Below are 19,035 nucleotides of genomic sequence, written 5' to 3'. Positions count from 1 at the left end.
GGCCGGATGAGGACCCGCTCTTTTCATTAATTCAACTTACTCAACTTTCACAGAGAAAAAAGTCGAAGCCATAATAAAAGGATACGTTTGACAAACAGCCCAAAATCAGATTTTTGATTTGGAATGTAAAGAGCTTTTGGATGCTTGTTCCTTTGGCCCACGGTTCCGGCGGCGGGTGACTTTTGGTCCGCCCCAAAAGTCACCAAAAAGGCGCTGGAACCTACGGATTCCAGACCTCCCTCATTCATCCCGGTTCTTGAATGTCTTCGCCATCCCTGGCCTTCTGTCTGGCAACTAAGTGCAGGCTTCCGCTGACAACCGCAGTTTTTCATCCGCGAAAAGATGCGGCGTCCGCCTTCATCCTTGAAGGCGGGTACTGTTTCGAAAGATAAAGGCTTCTATCGATATTTAAGTTTAATGAGAAGCACATTTAAAACTCAAAAAGACGAATGGCAACCGGTCTCCCTCCATGGAGGGAGACGGTTGCCAGCTTCACCAAACGGAGGTTTAGCCATTGGCCATTCATCAAATCACGATCGGTGCCACCGATCTGCTGAACCGGCTCTTTCACCCCAAGGATCTGGGCGCCGCGTTTACCCCGGCTACCCGCGGCCAGGAAGGCAGCGCCGGCCATCACTTGGTTTCGACCCGCCATTTGCCGGGTTACCGCGCCGAGGTGCCTATCGATTTCCTTTATGAGCGCGATCCCTTTCGCTTGCGGATCCGCGGCCGCATCGACGGGCTGTTGGAGAGCACGGAGCGGCTGTTGGTGGAAGAGGTCAAAACCACCTACCTCCCTTTGGATGCGCTGGAGCCGGCGGAGTTTCCCCAGCATCTGGCGCAGATCAAACTCTATCTACACTTTGTCATGGCCAAGTCCGGGAAGCCGGTGGCGGGGCAACTGACCTACCTAAACCTTGAAGACTTGTCGGAGCGCTCCTTCCCGGTGGAGCTGTCCCGGGAAGCGGCGGCGGAGTTCTTCACCGGCTTGGCCGAGTCATTTCTGGGGGAAGTGGAAACGGCCATAAACTGGCAAGCCGCCCGCGACCAGTCGCTGCGCCGGCTCCGCTTCCCCTATGAGGCGCTCCGCTCCGGCCAGTCGGAACTGATGAGCGCGGTTGAACAAGCCATCCAATCCGAGCGGGACCTGCTGGCCGAAGCCGCCACCGGCATCGGCAAGACTGTCGCCGTCCTCTATCCGGCCCTCCAAAGCCTGGCGGCGGGAAAGGTCAACCGCCTCTTCTTTTTGACCGCTAAAACCGTCGGCAAGGATATCGTCCGCAAAACCATCGCCTCCCTGCGGGAACAGGGCCTGCGGCTCCGCACCCTGTTCATTGAGGCGAAGGAGCGGGTCTGTTTTGAGCCCGGAGCGCCTTGTCATCCGGAAGTCTGCCCCTACACGACCGACTATTACGCCCGGATCGAGCCGCTCTTGCCGGAATTGCTCGCGGCGGAACTGATCCTCCCCGAACAGGTGCTAGAGGCGGCCCGCCGCGCCCGGGTCTGCCCTTTTGAACTTTCGCTGGATCTGGCGTTGCATGCCGATCTGATTGTAGGCGATTATAACTACATCTTCGATCCCGGAGTCTTTTTGCGCCGCTTTTTCAATGGACCCAAAAAGCGCGACGCCGTGTTCCTGATCGACGAGGCCCATAATCTGGTCGCCCGCGGCCGCGAGATGTATTCGGCGACCCTGCGCCAGGCCGAATTGAGCAGCCTGGAATGGTCGGCGCGCCAGTCCGCGCCCCGGCTGGCCGCGCCGCTCCAGGAAGTGCTGGAGTTTTTCGACCAATGGGAACGCGAGATCTGGCGGGAGGGCCGGCCCGGACTCCGCCTTTCGGAACTGCCGGAACTGATGGAGACCAAGTTGGAGCGCCTGGCGGCGGTCATCGAACTTTTTCTGCGCCGCCAGGCGGACCATCCCCTGTGGGAACGGGTCCGGCTCTGCTATTTCGAACTGACCGCCGCGGTCCGGGTGATTGCCAAACTCGGCCCGGAATACGCGATCTATCTTAAACAGGAAACGGACGGGGTGATGCTCCGCCTGTTCTGCATCAATCCCGGCCCGGTGCTCCAGGAAAAGCTGGATTATTGCCGGTCGGCCGTTTTTTTCTCGGCCACCCTGACGCCGCCCGATTATTTCCGGGAATTGTTGGGCGCCCGGGATCCGATCCAGCTGCGGCTGGCCTCCCCTTTTCCGCGTGAAAACCGGTTATACCTGCATGTCCCGGGGATCGATACCCGGTTTCACGCGCGGCAGGAGACTGCCGCCCAAGTGGCCCAGTGCGCCGCCGCGCTGGTACAGGCCCACCCCGGCAATTACCTGATGTTCTTTCCTTCCTATGCTTACTTGCAAATGCTCTGGCCGCTGCTCCTGCGCGGCCTGGGCCGGAACGCGGCCATCCATGTCCAGTCGCCCGGGATGAGTGGAAAAGCCAGGACCGCGTTTCTCCAAAAAGTATCCGGCAAGGGACCGGGTTCCAATCTCGGCCTCGCCGTGCTCGGTGGAGTTTTTGGCGAGGCGGTGGACCTGCCGGGCGAGGATTTGGTGGGGGTGATCATTGTCGGACCGGGCCTGCCGCTGCTCGACGACGAGCAGGAGTTGATCCGGATGCACTTTGATGAGTGGGATGGCAAGGGAACTTTCTACGCCGCGGTCATTCCGGGGATGATCCGGGTGATTCAATCCGCGGGACGGGTCTTCCGCAGCCCGGAGGACCGGGGGGTAGTGCTGCTGCTGGACGACAGGTTTTGCCGGGAACCCTTTTACGATTTGTTGCCGCCGGACTGGTTCCTGCCGGGCCGCCCCTTTTCCAGCGCCGATTACCGCGAAATCCTGGCCGATTTCTGGTCCGGGAGCGTTACCCTCTAAACTTGCCATGGAGCCGGAAAAATCGAGTTTCGATCGCGGTAACCGATCCGCCCTTCATTCCTCCAAAAAATAAAGCCCGGATTCCCGAGGGAAAGAGGACTTTTAAAAAAGGAGGTTCGATATGAGAGAATGAAAATGTCGGGAGTCAGGCTTTCTTCCAAGTTGCATTTGGAAAGGAGTGCAAGCACCGCCTGACGCCATCGGAGCTAAAGGCTGATTTTCGCTCCGAGCGTATACCCTTTGGCGGTGAGATCCACCACTTTCGAGTCGGCGGTCAGGGAACGGTATTGAATGAATAGGTTTACCAGGGGCATTGGGGAATAGCTCAGACCCAATTTCAGATAACTCAGATCGCCATGATCGTCGTCGACAATTCCGTTGGTATAACGCGTTTGCAACGGCAGGTAGGCGGCCCCGGAGATGGCCCATGGGTCAAATTTCGAGGTCACTTCCAGGCCGGCGACCGGGCTGGAATAGGTGCTATTTCCGCCCAGCGACAGGGTCTCATCCTTAAAATAATACTCTTCATACCCTACGAAGGGCTTTACCTTCAAGATATCCAGCCCCAATTCCCAGCCGATTCTCAGCCCGGCTGTGGCGAAGCGGTATGCATCCATATCGGATGTGGTGTATTCCAGGCCGATATGTGTCCCCAACAGATTGAGCGTGCCGTTGAGGCCCAATACCTCCGGGGATTTTGAAACGCCGCTGGCCAAACCGGAGTCATAAGTGGCGCTAAAATCATTCGGACCGGTTTCCAGACTCAAGCCGAACAGGATTTCGGCGGAAGCGTTCAGCGTCCAAGCGAACAACAGGCCGAGGGTTAAAAAGATTACCAGGGCAAATTTCATGATCCTGCCTCCTTACTTTCTCTTTCACTTCTATCGGCGTTGTTCCTTGGAACCGCCTTGGATTTCACTTTGAACCGGATCAAGTTCTCAAAAGGCGCAGCCCGCCCGCTTTCCCCGGAATTCCGGTGCAGCCGCTGGAATGGGTTAATCCCGCAGCAACATAAATTCCTTGCCGCATGCGTCACAGATATAGCTCTCCCCACCACGCCCCGTTTGGTGATGATCGGAGTCAGACGCTTCGTCTTTCACTTCTCCCGCCGTCCCGCAATAGGGACAGCTGAATTGCCATACTTTGCAGGCCCTGATCCTAATCATCGCTGCTCCTCCTTTATTCTCGGCGGTACCGCCCAAATCCTGAGCTCCGGCGAAACCGAAGGCCATCATCCCCTTTTCGGTCTGAAATGGAATGGCTGTTCAAAGTCGCATTCCTTCCGGTCCGTAAGGACTCTCGCGGGCCAGAAACCGATCGGCCGCGCCCGGAACATGCTGCGATAGGAGCAGTTGCTTGCCGAAGCGGTGGTAATTCTCCAAATTTTGCTCCGTTTTCGCAACGATCTGTTGGGCCAGCTGATCCACGGAATCGAGGCTGCAGATGGTCACGGCGCTGTTGATATAGTAAGGCAACCGGATTCCCGAATCCACGCGGTAAATCAGCCATTCGATGGCGAAAAGCACCGCCGTGGCACTGGCGGGGTCGTCCGAAGGGATAAACTGGAAATGAAGAATAAGATGCGGACCGCTATCGGAATCGGTGATGGTATACTGAGCCGATTCATTGAAGAGCGCTTTGGTCTTCGAGATCAGCAGCTTGGCAACGGGGGCGGAAGAATTATCGATCACCCGGACTGGTATTTTCTCCGGAACCTTCTTTGGTTTCTCGGCGGCCACCACCGCGCCCGACAAGCATAGGAACAACGCCAAACCAATAACCCATCGCTTTCTCAACCGCCTCGCACCCCTCGCTTCATTCAAGGCACCCCGCAAATTCTCCGCGCTACGCTTGGAATTTCATACTTCCATGATATACCCGGGAAAGGGATCTTTTTTTGGAATCGATTTGGATTTTTATTGATTTTATATAATAATTTGAAAATTTCATTTGAATTTGGAACATTCAAATGAAAATCAAATATAAAATATATTTACGGGTAAATTATATATTTATGGTGATGAATTGCAGGATTCATCATCGATATGTAGAAATGCCCTCTTGAAATGTTGTGAATGGTCAGGTTTATCGTATCTTTCGCAGGAGGGTGCATCCATGAAACGAATGGTAATGCTCGTTTTTTTGTGTTGAGAATAGGCGAATGTTTTCATCGCTCGGCCAGGCTTTCCCGGCCCAGAGTTCAGACCGTCCCTGTGTCGGGAAACCATTCCCGGGCACCGGATCGGCTGTCCCGGGCTTGGTACGAGTGTTCCCATGGCCCGGTCAGGCTTTCCCGGCCCAGGGCTCAGTCCGTCCATGGGTCGGGAAACCATTCCCGGCTACCTGATCGGATGTCCCGAACTTGGTATGAGTATTCCCATGGCCCGGCCAGGCTTTCCCCGCCCAGGGAACAGACCGTCCCTGAGTCGGGAAACCATTCCCGGGCGCCGGATCGGCTATCCCGGTTTTCGATGAAGCATGCCCCAGAGTCGGGCATGCTTCATCGAATCCCATCCCGCCTTTCCCGCGCGGCCGTCGACCGGCAATGGCTCCAGTCCTTCCGACATTTTGCCATAAAAAAACCTTCGCCATCCGGCGGACGGCGAAGGTTTCCTAGCGGAGAATTTATCAGCTGCGCAAAGCAGCTTATTTTGCACCCAGCTTTTTGGCTACTTCGGTGGTAATATCGAGACCTCCATAAACAACCGCATTCTTGTGAACTACCATCGTCAATTTTTTGCCCTCTGCGACAGTCTTGATGGCGGCATTGATCTGTTCCATGAGCGGTTTCAGCAATTCCTGCCGTTTCTGTTCCACCCGCGACTGAAGCTGGCGTTCAAGATCCTGTCGTTCTTTGTCCTTCAGAGTGGTCACTTTTTCGGTATATTCCTTTTTGGCCTGATCCTGTGCAGCCTGTAATGCTTGATTGGCCTTGGGCGTACCGGGATGATGATTGAGCAAGTAGCTGTAATCGACGACTCCGATCACCGGAGCCGGCGCTGACGCGGCGTCGGCCTTGCCGGACTGAAAAACTGCCAACCCTATTCCGAAGATGACGAGTGCGACCAGAAATAGGGATGGGATTGCTTTTTTGAGATTTGGCATTGCAGTTAACCCTCTTTCTTCTCCTCTTGATTAGTATCCGTTCGGACCCTTGGATTTTAGGATTATAATTTTTATTAACGATCCCGGCGCCAAAAAGTTGCTGGATGATATTTTCCTGGATTGCGAACGATTGGGACGAATCCCTCCCGGTAACATGAATCGCGCTGATGGCGGCGGCAAAAATCTCTTGATTCAGGCCAAACGTGTTGTGACCGCTCCGGCCGGATAGGTCCTTCCGGATTGACATTCCTTACTTCAAGGAGTATATTAAATGTGGACCAATTAAGTATACTTTTGATGGAGCATCTCATGCGAATTACCCAGGAAGGCGACTATGCTTTGCGCGTAGTCCTTTATCTGTGCAGGCTGGATGCAGGAACCAAAATCGAGGCCAAAATCATCGCCGATCACGAGCGGATTCCGTTGCGGTTTTTGCTGAAGTTATTACGCAAGCTCTCCATCGCCGGTATCGTCCAGTCCTACCGCGGCGTCGGCGGCGGCTACGCTTTGAATAAGGAGCCGCGCCAGATCACCCTGAAAGATGTGATCGAGGCTATCGAAGGACCGATCTATGTGAACCGCTGTTTTTACGACAGCGCCTTTTGCAGCCTCAATCGCACCAATACCTGTGATGTCCACTGGGCGCTCGCCAAGGTTCAAGACCGGTTGCTAGCCGACCTGGACGGCATCAATTTTGAAATGATTTTGCAGCGCAACAATCCGTTCGATTAAAACGCTCCCATTCCGCGCCGGAAGGGCATATCCGTCATTCCGAGGCATATTTTTAGTTATAAACTATACCAAATAAGTATACTTTTAAAGGAGGCTTTATCGATGTCTGAGTTAACCACCTGCGCCGTCTGCCCCTCGGCAGACACCATCCTCAGCCAATTCATCGCCGGGCTGGAGGTGGAAACATCCCATCACCGGGTCGAGAGCCAGAAAGTCAAATGCGGCTTTGGACTTCAAGGAGTCTGCTGCCGTTTGTGCACCAACGGCCCCTGCCGGATCACCCCCACTTCGCCCCGGGGCGTCTGCGGCGCCTCCGCCGACACCATCGTGGCCCGCAACTTCTTGCGCGCGGTCGCGGCGGGTTCCGGCTGTTATATCCACGTGGTCGAAAATGCCGCCCGCAATCTGAAAGCGTTGGCGGCCAGTCACGGGGAGATCAAAGGCCCGGCCACCCTGGATAAACTGGCTGCGTTATTCGGGATCGCGGCGGAGGATCCGTATCAAAAAGCCGACCAAGTTGCCGACCGGGTTTTGGGCGATCTCCACCGGCCCAGTTATGAAAAGATGCGGCTGGTGGAAAAGCTGGCCTATGGGCCGCGCCTGGAACAATGGCGGAAATTGAACATCTTGCCGGGCGGCGCCAAATCGGAAGTATTCGACGGCGTCGTGAAAACCTCCACCAACTTAAACAGCGACCCCTTGGATATGCTGCTGCACTGTCTGCGGCTGGGAATCTCCACCGGCCTATACGGGCTGACCCTCACCAACCTGTTGAACGACATTCTCCTGGGCGAGCCGGTCATCCGCCAGGCTCCGGTGGGACTGCGCGTCATCGACACCGGGTTTGTCAATATCATGATCACCGGCCACCAGCATTCCATGTTCGCCGATCTCCAAGCCAAGTTGCAAACCGAAGCGGCCGCGTCACGGGCCCGGGCGATCGGCGCCAAGGGGTTCCGGCTGATCGGCTGCACCTGCGTGGGCCAGGATCTCCAGCTCCGCGGCGAACATTACCAGACGATCTTCGCCGGGCATGCCGGGAACAACTTTACCAGCGAGGCGGTGCTCGCCACCGGCGCCATCGATCTGGTGGTCTCCGAGTTCAACTGCACCCTGCCCGGGATCGAGCCGATTGCCGCTGAATTCATGGTCCGCATGATCTGCATCGACGATCTGGCCAAGAAAGCCAATGCCGATCTGTTCCAATACGATCCCGAGACGGTCGCCGATCTGAGCGAATATATCATCGCCAACGCCATTCAAAGCTATCAAAAACGCCGTTCCAAGGTGAATATCCGCTTGGCCGATTCCCACGGCGACGACGGCGTGGTGACCGGCGTCAGCGAAAGTTCTTTAAGGGATTTCCTGGGCGGCACTTGGAAGCCGCTGGTCGAGCTGATCGCCGCCGGCAAGATCAAAGGCATCGCCGGCGTGGTGGGCTGTTCCAATCTCACCGCCAAAGGCCATGACGTTTTCACGGTCGAGCTGACCAAAGAATTGATTCAACGGGATATTATCGTGCTGTCGGCCGGCTGCACCAGCGGCGGACTGGAGAATGTCGGCCTGATGTCGCCCAAGGCGGCCGCGTTGGCCGGGGATAATCTCCGGGAAGTCTGCGAGGCCCTGAATATCCCGCCGGTGCTCAACTTCGGCCCGTGCCTCGCCATCGGCCGGCTGGAGCTGGTGGCCGCCGAGATCGCCCAATTCCTGGGCGTGGATATTCCCCAGCTGCCGCTGGTGCTCTCCGCGCCGCAATGGCTGGAGGAACAGGCCTTGGCCGACGGCGCCTTCGGCCTGGCGTTGGGATTGCCGCTCCATCTGGCCATCCCGCCGGCCATCACCGGCAGTGAGTTGGTGACCCGGGTATTGACCGAAGATATGGTGGGGCTCACCGGCGGCCGGTTGATTTTGGAAGATGACGTTATCAAGACGGCCGATCTCTTGGAAGAGATCATCGTCGCCAAACGCCGGGGCCTGGGACTGGAATAAATCATTTGCGGGGAGGTATCGATTCATGAAGCGGATTATGATTGATAAAGACCGCTGCAACGGTTGCTTAAACTGCAGTCTGGCCTGCATGGCGGAGCACAATCCGGCCGGCAAGAGCATTTATGTCTTGAATTTGACGGATATCCGCAATGAAAGCCGCAACTTCATCGCCCTGGACCGTTCCGGCAAACCCACGCCCATCTTTTGCCGGCATTGCGGCGAACCCGAATGCGTCATCGCCTGCATGAGCGGGGCTATGTCCAGGGATCCGGCCACCGGGCGCGTGACCTACCATCCGGAACAGTGCGCGGCCTGTTTCATGTGTGTCCTGTCGTGCCCCTTCGGCGTGCTGAAGGCGGATACGGCGGAGCGCAAGGTCATCATCAAATGCGATTTCTGCGGGGAACGGGAGACGCCGCGCTGTGTGGAGAACTGTCCAAACCGGGCCATTTATCTGATCGAGGTGAGCGAAGAATGAAATATGTGATCATTGGCGCCAGCGCCGCCGGAATCAACGCGGCGCAAACCATCCGCAAACTGGACAGCCAAAATGAAATTCTCTTGATCTCGAAGGATGACCGGGTTTACTCCCGTTGCATGCTGCATCACGTCATCGCCGGTAAAAGAAGCCTGGACGGCATCTCCTTCGTCAGCCCGGATTTCTTCACCCAAAACGCCCTGCAATGGATCAAGGGTACCGGCGTGCGGGATATCCGCTTCGCGGAACGCCGCATCACGCTGGAGGATGATCAGTCCGTCGCTTATGACCGGTTGCTCATTGCCAGCGGCGCAAGCGCTAGCCTTCCCCCCATCAAGGGGCTGGCCGGTGCCCCCAATGTTTTTACCCTGCGCGATATTTCCGATGTGCAACGGATCGGTGCCGCGGCCCAGGCCGGGAAAACGGCGCTCGTCATCGGCGCCGGCCTGGTCGGCATGGATGCGGCCGCCGGTTTATTGGAGAAAGGCTTGCACGTCGTAATCGTGGAGCAGGCCGACCGGCTCTTGCCGCTGCAGTTGGACCGGACGGCCGCCTCCAACTATCAAACCCTCTTCGAGCAGGCCGGGGCGGAAGTCTATACCGGAGTCACTATCACCGAAGCGCTCCCGTCGGGTAACGGCGGGCCGGTTCAAAGCGTGCGCCTCAATGACGGGACCGTCATCCCGTGCGATCTGGTGATCGCGGCGACCGGAGTCCGGCCGAATACCGGATTCATCAAAGACGCTGTCCTAACAATGAATGACGGAATCACCGTCGATGAGCAGATGCAAACCTCGCTCCCCGATGTGTACGCGGCCGGGGATGTAACCGGCCGGTCCGCCATTTGGCCGCTGGCGGTCAAACAAGGGATCGTCGCCGGATCGAATATGGCCGGAACCTCCAAGAAGCTCACCGACGGTTTTACCGCCAAAAACTCCATCAACCTGCTGGGCCTGGAGACCGTTTCTTTGGGTCTGGTCCACGCGCCTGATCCTAGCTATGAGCAGGCCACGCTGAACCATCACGGCGTTTATAAAAAAATCATTTACAAAGACGGCGTGGTTCATGGAGTTATCCTGCAAAAGGAGATTTCCCGCTGCGGTTTTTGGACCCAGGTCATCAAGGAAAAGTTGCCGATCGAACCCTGGCCGGCGGACATCTTTGACCTGAATTACGCCGCTTTCTATCAAATCGCTCCCAACGGCCGGTATCAATATGCCAGGGCGCTTTAAAAACCTCTGAAAAATCTGTTTCTGCGGCCCTTCCGGTTTTCTAGCCGGGTTTCTCAGCCTTTTTAGAAGCAAGGACGAGGAATAAAGTCGTTTCTAAGCCTTTTGCAAACTAGTCTCCGGTTCGAAAGACTTTATCCTATAACTGCCGAAACCATTCATTTTGCTTGCGCGAGTTTCTGTTTCAAATTAATAACCGCTCTTTCGAAGCGGTTATTAATTTGAAACACCATACGCTTTATATCGTTTTCAGGAAAGATTCTACCCAGTCGCGTTTTTCCCACAGCGCGCATCCGCCGCTGGTTTCAGTCAGTTCGGCATGATTTTGCCTGATTCTGCTCAATAATTCCGATTGCAAGGCCTCTTTCAGCGATAAATCCTTCAAGTTTGAATCCGAATAAGGCGCAAAAGGACATGGTTCCAAGTCGCCTTCGGCGCTGATATGGATGAAACCCCGGCCCGCCGAGAGGCAGCCTCCAAAGGCTTCCTCATCGGCTGGAAAGCTGATAAACAACGCCGGGAACCTGAGCCGGAAGGAATCCAGAATCCCGGCGAGCGCACTTCTTTGCTCATCCATGATGACCCTATCCGCCGTCCCTTCCTTGACCGGAACGTACTCCACAAAGAAAAACAGTCGGCAACCGGATGCCATAAGCTGATGGATAAAGATTTCATTGGTGACTGTATCAAAATTGGTTCTTGAAACAGTAAAGGAGAGACCGAAAAAGATACCGGATATTCGAAGCTTTTCGAAAGTTCCCCGTAGGTGGCTATAAACGCCTGACCCTCTCCGGCCGTCCGTTTCGGTTTCATACCCTTCCAGACTGATGATGGGTATGACGTTTTTCTGCTCTCGTAACCGGGCAATCGTTTCATCCGTAATCAACAAACCATTGGTAAAGAGGGGAAAAATCACTTCCGGCAGAGCGTTGGTGATGTCTAAAATATCCGGCCTGATCAGCGGTTCACCCCCGGCCAGAAAAACGAATGAGATCCCCAGGTCTTTCGCTTCGGCAATCACCGACCGTAATTGGTCATGACCCATTTCCCGCTCAACCGGTCGATGCTGCGCTCTTGCATAGCATCCTTGGCATCGGAGATTACACTGGTTGGTAATACTGATAATCATATACGGAGGGACCTGAAGACCCTGCTTTTGATATTCTTCTCGCTTCCGGGCTGCTTTTTTTTGAAAGCGAATGGCCTGGAGCACTGTTTTGACCATTGACGGATTGCGATACATCACCCACAAAGTCTCTTTTAGAAAAGCTTGAATCGTCTTATTCAAAAGGCCATTGTAATCACTGTCCCTTTCCAATGAATCCTCCTCCTCTTTCCCTATGATTGAACCCAAAAGTTACTGGGTAATTTTAACATCTCCTTAATGAATGAATAATAAAAAATTCATTCATTGACAGGCAAAAAATAATTACTCAATCCAATCTATTTGAGGCAACTCGATAGGCCCTTCATTACAAACTCCACAATATAATCGATGAGATGCGGAAAATGCTGAATACCAATATCTTTTTTATGAAAATCGATATAAAATATGGAGTTCAAAATGGCGAGAACAAGGTCGTTATCCAGATCGTCCCTGAGTTTTCCTTCGACTTTCCATTTTTTGATCAATTCGATTGTCGCGCGATTCATAAATTCGGAAATACTCTTGAATCCGTCTTGTTCATAAAAATCTTTTTCCAGTTTGCTAAAGAGATCTCGGTTATACCATTCCTTCAGTATCGGATTGGAACTCATCCCCTCGAAGTTCAACGCCAGGAATTTTTTGATAAATTTTACGGGCTCCTCATCCGGATCAACCGATTCCATGAGCTTCCTTTTTAATTGCTCGTTTTCCTCCACATAAATCTCCATAAAAAGGTGGTCTTTGGACGGATAGTAGTTATAAAAGGTCCCCACCGCTACTCCAGCCATTTTGGTGATGTCGGAAATATTGGTATCTTTGAATCCTTTGGTACTGAATAATTCCTTCCCGCAACGGTAAATCTCCGCTTTTTTATCTTCCAATTGGGCACGCTCCTTGTGAATGAATATTTTTTTATTCATTCATATTATGCCATAACATTATTTTTTCTGCAATCCCTCCAATGGTGGGCCATCGGCAGACTTTTCTGAGTCAAATACCAGTTTTTACTGTGATAAATCCGGCTAAATGCCGGAAGGGTCATGCCTTAAAATATAAAAAATCCGGCCAAAAGCCGGATTTTAAAGACTCATATTGAAGCACTATTCACATGCTCGGCGCTCTGCCGCCACCGCGGCCGCCCCGTTTCGAATCGACGTTCCGCCGGAGGTCCGATTGCCGCTCATCGGAGTCCTTCATAAATTTTGCCAATTTATCCTCGAATGACTGCCGGTTTTGCTTGGTCATCCGCTCGGAAGGAGGCTGGGCTTGCCGGATGGAAAGTCCGATCTTCCCCTTATCGAGATTGAGAACCTTCACTTTGACCAGATCGTTTTGTTTCAAAAAATGATTGACATCCTTGACATACTCATCGGCTACTTCGGATATATGGACCAACCCCGTTTGTCCGGTGGAAAGTTCCACGAAAGCCCCAAAATTGGTAATCCCGGTAACTTTCCCCTCCACAATCTGGCCAACCTCTAAAGCCATACTGCAAAAATCCTCCTCTTTTTTGTTAAAAACGTGGAAATTAATATAATATATTATATCGTGACCTTAAAAGTGTTGTCAAGACAAGCCGCGCAGGATCATTGACACAACCGACGATTTCAGAGTCCTGTATCAGTCCCGGCGTCATTCTGGTAATTCATGCAATCGGATTGAGTCCGGTACATCTCCTCCAAATCCTGCATAATTCGGATTGAATGCTCATATCAGGGTCTGATTCCATTTCACGAGGCAGCTTTTTTGGTTATCGCGAAATAGTAATTCGAGGCCAGCCATTTCTCGATTGCAATGCCTCGCGGCTATCGGGCTACTTCGACATACTCCGTGAGGACGTCCGGGTGAGCCGCCAAAAAAAGAAGCCTCCGACGATTAATGAACTGAAATAAGTATACCCGCGCCACAACAGCACAAATAGACCAATCCCCGCTCCGCCGACCACTCCCCGGAACAAATAGGTCAGCAGCAATTCCGAACCGCCACTGCCGCCGGGAGTCGGCACCAAAATTTGGGCAAAATTGAAGATCAGCTGGAGACCGATCAGCCTCCAAAAAGAGACCGGATTTCCCATTGCCCAAATAATAATCGGCGCCAATAAGAGGTAAAAAAGCCAATAAGCGACGGTCGCCAAACCCGCCCCCACAATCAATAGCGGATTCCTGCGGGTCAGCAGGAGCCATCCTTCCTTAAAACGGTGCCATTCATCCTTGAGCCGTTGCAACCATCCCTTCCGGCTTAAAAAGGCGTGCAAGTTCCGGCTCCAGCGGAACCGGCTCCACCTTTTCAAAAGCTTCATGGCCAGAAATAACACCACGGACAATCCGACGCCAAACGGCAGCCACTTCAGCACCAGCTCCGACAGGCTGGGGATCCGGATGCCGGTTCGATTCAGATCAATCAACACCGCCAACGGAATCAACAGGCCAAACATGATGGTGTTCAAACCCAGATCCACGGTGGTGAGGGCGGTCGCCTTCCCAAGGCTCAGCCCCTGGCGTTTCAGAAGATAGATTTGGAGCGGCGTCCCGCCGGAATTGAAGGGCGTCACATGGGACATAAAGCAGGTCGCCAGGTAGATTTGGAAAAAGCGTCCCAGCGGGACCGGTGCATCCATGCCGATGGCAATGCAATACATTCGCAGGGCTTTGGTAAACCATACGATCACCTGGACGAAGAGACCGATTCCGACCCACAGCCAATCGACCGACGCAAAGCCGGTTGCCGGACCGATTCCCTCTAGGCCTTTGAAGATAAAATATAAGCTAATACCGCTAAAGCCCAGCGCATACCAGAGCCCTTTGCCGATCGGCCGCTCCCCTTTTTCTTTCATCGCTGACCCTTCGCCAGGAGCGACTGCCGGTTTTGGCAAAGGAGTCCGGTCATTTCGTCGATGACCTCGGCGACTGAGATTGCTTCCATGCAATAAGGCCGGGAACACTTGGGTACAAACTGCCAGAGCCCCCCGCCAAACCGGTAGCATGGACTACAGGGAAGCGCTTTATAAATATACCGGTGCCGGGTTGGATGATAGGGATAAAACTGAGCGGGATCGGTCGGCCCATACAGGCCGATAGTTGGAACGCCGACTGCCGCCGCCAGGTGCAACGGTCCCGAATCGTTGCCGATGAATAATTCGCAGCGTTCCATCAACGCTGCGGTTTGGGATAACCGCAGCGCCCCCGCGGCATTAATGACTCCGGGAACGAGGGCCTGAATGGCTAAGGAATTGGCAACATCCTCCGTTCCGCCGATCAGCGCCACTTCCACTCCTGATAACCGCAGTTCCAGAAGCAACTCCACAAATTTCTCCGCCGGCCATCGCTTGCGAATGAAATAATGCCCGCCGCAATGAACCGCCACTAACGGCCGCGCGCCCAGGCAGCCGATACTCTCCAAAAAACGATCCACTTTCAAGCGATCAGCATCCTCAAACCAAAACTCCGTCCGGTCCGACCCCGTCTTTAAACCGAGCTCCCGAAGAATATCGAGGCATAATTGGATCACCGGCTGTTCGGTCTGGCCGGCAATGGAAAAGAAGTCGCCCCGGCAACTGGCAGCGCAATATTTGGTGAAGTAGCTTCCAAAATGGGTAAAACTGATGGCCAGATCGTAGTTTTCGCGCCGGATCATATTCATGGCTTTTAGTAATTGCCATTGATCGGCGCAGCGGAGCACGCTGATTTGATAGGGGTTGTGCTGCAAAACTTCACTGGCGGAAGGGCTGGCAATAACAACAATTCGAGCCCTGGGAAGATTCTCCTTAAGAGCTCGAATGGCCGGTGTTGCGAACAGGGTATCGCCCAGAGGACTCAGACAAAAAATAACGATTTTATTGTACTGTGTTGGCAGCTTTCTCAACCTTCCCGTCTTTGGTGCCAACTTTATATTCTTCAGGTTGCGCTGGATATATACTCACATTTTCCCGCTGCCTTTTTGAAGTGCCGTCGGAATAGAAGATGGAACGCCAAAGTTCGACCTTATAACCCTTCACTCCGGGACTGGCTTTTACCCGTTCGCCGGACCGGAGGCTGGGATCGGGAATCTCCTTCGTACTAAAGGGATAGGTCTCCAAAAGATTGGTTTCCAGCGCCACCGTCTCCCAATTAGTCTTTTTGCCCAGGACCGCGACGGTAAGATTAGGCGGAATGAGCCGGGTGACTACCAAAACCGGCGTCGGATAATTATTCTCGAAAACAAAATCAATGTTCCCATAGGATACGGTGGCATCCTGCCCCATCGGCACGTATGCGCTGGGCAAACTATGATTAATCCGCCGGGTCACCTTGAGATTCCCCATTAATACGGCATTATACAAGGTGGTGGAGACTTGGCAGACTCCTCCTCCCACACCCGGAACCAGCTTGCCGAGGAACACCACGGGCGCTTCTTTATAACCGCTGGCGGGAACCCGCGGACCGACCCGGTCATTAAATGAAAATTTTTGGCCCGGGTACACCAGGACATTATTGATGGCATTCAGGGCCAACTCCAGATTGTGCGTCCGGTCTACATTGGTCGGATTGAAATGCGTCGTAAAACTACCGAGGATCCGGTCCAGCTGCCATGCGCCGATCTGCGCTTCCGTCAGTGCCGGAACTTCGGTTTTGACAGGGATGGCAATTTCATGGATCGACGTCTGATAAACCGCTTGTTGGAGTTGCAGAATCAAGGCATCCCGGACAATGCTCCGGCCTACCCGGCTGCCGGTATAGGTCACCTGATCATCGGCCCCTAAAGTGACCACGGAACGGATGGGTTCGATCGCGATCCCCGGCTCAAGATAACGGAAGAAAGTATCCAAAGTGGCCTGATTGTTCTTGAAAACCGGAGCGATCTCCCGGCCGTGCTTCCGCACGCGCCAGCGTTCGGCCAAACGCTCAAAAAACGATCCATTGCGCCCAACCCGGTAGGCCCGGCGGAGAGTAGCCCGGACATCCGTTTGGATGCCGATGGCTCCCGGGATTACGCTGACTCTCTTACCCGGATAACTCAGCATAATCTTCCGATGCTGCGCCTTCTCCGCATACCGGGCGAGGTAACGTCCGGCTTCAGGAAGCATCATACCGCCGATCGGCTGCCCGGTTACGGTCACTCCGGGCATAATCCGGCCGTTCGTCCAGGCCACAAAGAGCGTACTGACCAACAATGAAACAAAAAAGGCGGCGAATACGACGGGAACCGAGACCCGCCAGGACACTGCCGATTTTTGAAGCCAACTCAAACCGGAACACCTCCAAAATTGCGCTAAAGGAACCTTCTACCAACGATTGATGTATACTCCGCTGGCCTCGGGCATAAAATAAACTATCGTCGCGACTTGACTGCCTTTCAATCCGGAGGCAAATTCGACGCCAAACCGTACTGCACTGGAAAGTTTATCGCTTCAAAAAGTACTCCAATCCTGCACTTTAACCCATTTTGAAAAGTTTGCTGCGAACGCGGGCTTTTCGAGAAAAATAGGATAAGGGGATTCATATGTGGAACCAGCTCATTAAGAAAAAGGGCGACTCCAATGACTTGCTGAATTTCAATTCGCGAATTCATATCGAGCACCCCAACGCGGCCGCCGTCTTTCAAGCCAATTTAGGTTTATTCCTCTCTCATTTATATGATCCAAGCGGCGATCTGATTATTCTTTGTATCGGAACCGACCGTTCTACCGGCGATTCTTTGGGCCCGCTCACCGGCAGCAAACTGCAACAGCTGAATCTCGGCAAAACCCATATCTTCGGAACTTTGGATAACCCGGTTCACGCCGTCAATCTACAGGAAATTATCCAGCAGATTGAGAACGATTTTAAGAACCCTTTCATTATCGCGTTGGATGCATGCCTGGGGCGTTCCGAAAGCGTCGGTTATATCAGCATCAAGGAGGGTCCATTGCAGCCCGGGACCGGCGTCAACAAAAATCTGCCGGCCGTCGGCAACCTGCATATTATCGGGATTGTGAATGTCGGCGGCTTTATGGAGTATATGGTCCTGCAAAACACCCGTCTGAGTCTGGTCATGAAAATGGCCGACATCATCAGCCAGGGAATCTGGCGCGAAATCCAGAAGCAGGGGCTGGTCGAACCGGCCGCGGCCGAGACGGCTTATTCGGCTGAACCGCCCCTCCCCTAAGCTTTCCCTTGCGTATCACCCTTCGATACCCTATCCGGTAGTATTCAATCCCGGAACCGGCGTTTCCTGCCGTAACCGTTGGGTCCCAGACAACATTTTATTCCCAGCCCGCCACGCTGTTTCCGATCGGTTATTAGACGCAAAAAAGGCCCCAAAAGGGGCCTTTTTTTGAATGTTTAAGCAATGAAACGACTCAGACGATGGCTTTCTCGGTCTGTTTGTCGAAGAGATGGATCTTCTCGGAATTGAAGACCACCTGATGTTTTTCACCGTCGGTGGCGCGGGTATGGGAATCGACCGAAGCGGTGAAGGAGAGTTCGCCAACGGACATATACAGATTGACCTCGGCGCCGAGCAATTCGGAAACGTCGACGGTACCGACGATGATCTCGTCATCCGGAGCCGAACCGATGTTCTCGGTGATGTCTTCCGGGCGAATACCGAAGACAACCGGCTTGTTGAGATACTCGCGGATCTGTTTGAACTTGCCGTCGGGAATTTTCACTTTGATCGGACCCATATCGACGATGAACTTGCCGCCGACTTCCTTGACTACGCCGTCGAGGAAGTTCATCGGCGGAGTGCCGATGAATCCGGCCACGAAGACATTGGTCGGGTTGTCGTAAATGTCCAGCGGAGCGCCGACTTGTTGAATGATGCCGTCTTTCATCACGACGATCCGGTCGCCCATGGTCATCGCTTCCACCTGGTCATGCGTAACATAGATGATGGTGGTTTGGAGGCGGTTGTGCAATTTGCTGATCTCGGCGCGGGTCTGTACCCGTAATTTGGCGTCCAAGTTGGAGAGCGGTTCGTCCATCAAGAAGACCTTCGGTTCGCGAACGATGGCGCGGCCCAAGGCAACCCGCTGTCTTTGTCCGCCGGAGAGCGCCTTCGGTTTCCGGTCGAGCAAGCCTTCGATACCCAAAATTTTGGCGGCTTCTTTCACGCGGCGGTCAATCTCGGGTTTCGGGAATTTGCGGAGTTTCAAGCCGAAAGCCATGTTGTTGTAAACATCCATATGCGGATACAAGGCATAGTTCTGGAAAACCATCGCGATGTCGCGGTCTTTCGGCGCAACATTATTGACAATGTTATCTCCAATGTAGATGTTGCCTTCGGAGATCTCTTCCAAACCGGCGACCATCCGGAGCGAGGTGGTTTTACCGCAACCGGAGGGACCGACGAATACGACGAACTCTTTGTCCTTAATCTCCAGGTTGGCATCTTTCACTGCCATGACGTTTCCGGAATATTTTTTGGAAACGTGGTCAAATATAACTTTTGCCATAATTTTGCCTCCTCAAATTGATTATTTATGGTATAATAAAGATCTCTGTTTTTATGAAATGAACGGTTC

Annotated in this window: 17 protein-coding genes; 6 read left to right on the top strand and 11 right to left on the bottom strand. The window is 53.6% G+C overall.

From position 1 onward, the window contains the following. The first annotated feature begins 514 nt into the window (after positions 1-514). Positions 515-2,872: an ATP-dependent DNA helicase gene (locus EDC14_RS04020; protein ID WP_132012903.1), complete on the top strand. Its 2,358-nt coding sequence runs from the start codon at positions 515-517 to the stop codon at positions 2,870-2,872. A 206-nt stretch (positions 2,873-3,078) separates the two neighbouring features. Here EDC14_RS04020 and EDC14_RS04015 read toward each other — a convergent pair whose 3' ends face one another. The 4 genes from EDC14_RS04015 to EDC14_RS04005 form a co-directional block, all read right to left on the bottom strand. Continuing rightward, positions 3,079-3,723, bottom strand: a complete 645-nt coding sequence (locus tag EDC14_RS04015) for a hypothetical protein (protein ID WP_132012902.1) — start codon at positions 3,721-3,723, stop codon at positions 3,079-3,081. 144 nt (positions 3,724-3,867) lie between these two features. Next, the gene (locus EDC14_RS26600) at positions 3,868-4,038 is read right to left on the bottom strand and encodes a hypothetical protein (RefSeq protein WP_165907775.1); all 171 of its coding nucleotides are present in this window, start codon (positions 4,036-4,038) and stop codon (positions 3,868-3,870) included. A gap of 99 nt (positions 4,039-4,137) precedes the next feature. Beyond that, a complete protein-coding gene (locus EDC14_RS04010) occupies positions 4,138-4,668 on the bottom strand; it encodes a hypothetical protein (protein ID WP_132012901.1) in 531 nt (176 codons plus the stop codon). Between the two features lie 850 nt (positions 4,669-5,518). Then, entirely contained in the window at positions 5,519-5,977 is a 459-nt protein-coding gene (locus tag EDC14_RS04005) for an OmpH/Skp family outer membrane protein (protein WP_132012900.1), read from the bottom strand. Positions 5,978-6,286: 309 nt separating this feature from the next. Between EDC14_RS04005 and EDC14_RS04000 the strand changes: the two genes are divergently transcribed. The 4 genes from EDC14_RS04000 to EDC14_RS03990 all read left to right on the top strand — a co-directional run bounded on the left by EDC14_RS04000 (position 6,287) and on the right by EDC14_RS03990 (position 10,408). Further along, positions 6,287-6,709 carry an RrF2 family transcriptional regulator gene (locus tag EDC14_RS04000; protein ID WP_132012899.1) on the top strand — a complete coding sequence of 141 codons (423 nt, stop codon included), beginning with the start codon at positions 6,287-6,289 and terminating at the stop codon, positions 6,707-6,709. A gap of 102 nt (positions 6,710-6,811) precedes the next feature. After that, positions 6,812-8,698, top strand: a complete 1,887-nt coding sequence (cooS, locus tag EDC14_RS03995) for an anaerobic carbon-monoxide dehydrogenase catalytic subunit (protein ID WP_132012898.1) — start codon at positions 6,812-6,814, stop codon at positions 8,696-8,698. Positions 8,699-8,723: 25 nt separating this feature from the next. Then, positions 8,724-9,176, top strand: coding sequence for a 4Fe-4S dicluster domain-containing protein (locus EDC14_RS26595; protein WP_165907774.1), 453 nt, complete (start codon positions 8,724-8,726; stop codon positions 9,174-9,176). Then, complete coding sequence (locus EDC14_RS03990) at positions 9,173-10,408, top strand: NAD(P)/FAD-dependent oxidoreductase (protein ID WP_165907773.1); 1,236 nt, start codon at positions 9,173-9,175, stop codon at positions 10,406-10,408. The genes EDC14_RS26595 and EDC14_RS03990 overlap by 4 nt, the downstream gene beginning before the upstream one ends. Positions 10,409-10,643: 235 nt before the next feature. Here EDC14_RS03990 and EDC14_RS03985 read toward each other — a convergent pair whose 3' ends face one another. The 6 genes from EDC14_RS03985 to EDC14_RS03960 form a co-directional block, all read right to left on the bottom strand. Then, positions 10,644-11,693 (bottom strand): radical SAM/SPASM domain-containing protein, encoded by a 1,050-nt coding sequence (locus EDC14_RS03985; RefSeq protein ID WP_132012896.1) that lies wholly within the window; start codon positions 11,691-11,693, stop codon positions 10,644-10,646. Positions 11,694-11,848: 155 nt separating this feature from the next. Next, entirely contained in the window at positions 11,849-12,433 is a 585-nt protein-coding gene (locus tag EDC14_RS03980; RefSeq protein ID WP_132012895.1) for a TetR/AcrR family transcriptional regulator, read from the bottom strand. A 223-nt stretch (positions 12,434-12,656) separates the two neighbouring features. Next, positions 12,657-13,040 (bottom strand): S1 RNA-binding domain-containing protein, encoded by a 384-nt coding sequence (locus EDC14_RS03975; protein ID WP_132012894.1) that lies wholly within the window; start codon positions 13,038-13,040, stop codon positions 12,657-12,659. A 325-nt stretch (positions 13,041-13,365) separates the two neighbouring features. Then, positions 13,366-14,385 (bottom strand): lysylphosphatidylglycerol synthase transmembrane domain-containing protein, encoded by a 1,020-nt coding sequence (locus EDC14_RS03970; RefSeq protein WP_165907772.1) that lies wholly within the window; start codon positions 14,383-14,385, stop codon positions 13,366-13,368. Beyond that, positions 14,382-15,257, bottom strand: coding sequence for a glycosyltransferase family 9 protein (locus tag EDC14_RS03965; RefSeq protein WP_132012892.1), 876 nt, complete (start codon positions 15,255-15,257; stop codon positions 14,382-14,384). Before EDC14_RS03965 ends, EDC14_RS03970 begins: the two co-directional genes overlap by 4 nt. A 127-nt stretch (positions 15,258-15,384) precedes the next feature. Further along, complete coding sequence (locus tag EDC14_RS03960; RefSeq protein WP_132012891.1) at positions 15,385-16,776, bottom strand: VanW family protein; 1,392 nt, start codon at positions 16,774-16,776, stop codon at positions 15,385-15,387. Positions 16,777-17,030: 254 nt separating this feature from the next. On the opposite strand from EDC14_RS03960, the gene yyaC reads away from it, so the two are divergent. Further along, positions 17,031-17,675 (top strand): spore protease YyaC, encoded by a 645-nt coding sequence (gene yyaC / locus EDC14_RS03955; RefSeq protein WP_132012890.1) that lies wholly within the window; start codon positions 17,031-17,033, stop codon positions 17,673-17,675. A gap of 193 nt (positions 17,676-17,868) precedes the next feature. Here yyaC and EDC14_RS03950 read toward each other — a convergent pair whose 3' ends face one another. Next, the gene (locus EDC14_RS03950; protein WP_132012889.1) at positions 17,869-18,966 is read right to left on the bottom strand and encodes an ABC transporter ATP-binding protein; all 1,098 of its coding nucleotides are present in this window, start codon (positions 18,964-18,966) and stop codon (positions 17,869-17,871) included. Positions 18,967-19,035: the final 69 nt, after the last annotated feature.

This window comes from Hydrogenispora ethanolica (genome assembly GCF_004340685.1).
Lineage (GTDB): Bacteria > Bacillota > UBA4882 > UBA8346 > UBA8346 > Hydrogenispora > Hydrogenispora ethanolica.
This window is presented reverse-complemented; position numbering and strand designations above follow the sequence as displayed.

Excerpts from the sequence above, each read along its gene's own strand:
- EDC14_RS04015 (WP_132012902.1), bottom strand. The coding sequence starts at position 3,723 with ATGAAATTTGCCCTGGTAATCTTTTTAACCCTCGGCCTGTTGTTCGCT.
- EDC14_RS26600 (WP_165907775.1), bottom strand. The coding sequence starts at position 4,038 with ATGATTAGGATCAGGGCCTGCAAAGTATGGCAATTCAGCTGTCCCTAT.
- EDC14_RS04005 (WP_132012900.1), bottom strand. The coding sequence starts at position 5,977 with ATGCCAAATCTCAAAAAAGCAATCCCATCCCTATTTCTGGTCGCACTC.
- EDC14_RS04000 (WP_132012899.1), top strand. The coding sequence starts at position 6,287 with ATGCGAATTACCCAGGAAGGCGACTATGCTTTGCGCGTAGTCCTTTAT.
- cooS (WP_132012898.1), top strand. The coding sequence starts at position 6,812 with ATGTCTGAGTTAACCACCTGCGCCGTCTGCCCCTCGGCAGACACCATC.
- EDC14_RS26595 (WP_165907774.1), top strand. The coding sequence starts at position 8,724 with ATGAAGCGGATTATGATTGATAAAGACCGCTGCAACGGTTGCTTAAAC.
- EDC14_RS03990 (WP_165907773.1), top strand. The coding sequence starts at position 9,173 with ATGAAATATGTGATCATTGGCGCCAGCGCCGCCGGAATCAACGCGGCG.
- EDC14_RS03975 (WP_132012894.1), bottom strand. The coding sequence starts at position 13,040 with ATGGCTTTAGAGGTTGGCCAGATTGTGGAGGGGAAAGTTACCGGGATT.
- EDC14_RS03970 (WP_165907772.1), bottom strand. The coding sequence starts at position 14,385 with ATGAAAGAAAAAGGGGAGCGGCCGATCGGCAAAGGGCTCTGGTATGCG.
- yyaC (WP_132012890.1), top strand. The coding sequence starts at position 17,031 with ATGTGGAACCAGCTCATTAAGAAAAAGGGCGACTCCAATGACTTGCTG.
- EDC14_RS03950 (WP_132012889.1), bottom strand. The coding sequence starts at position 18,966 with ATGGCAAAAGTTATATTTGACCACGTTTCCAAAAAATATTCCGGAAAC.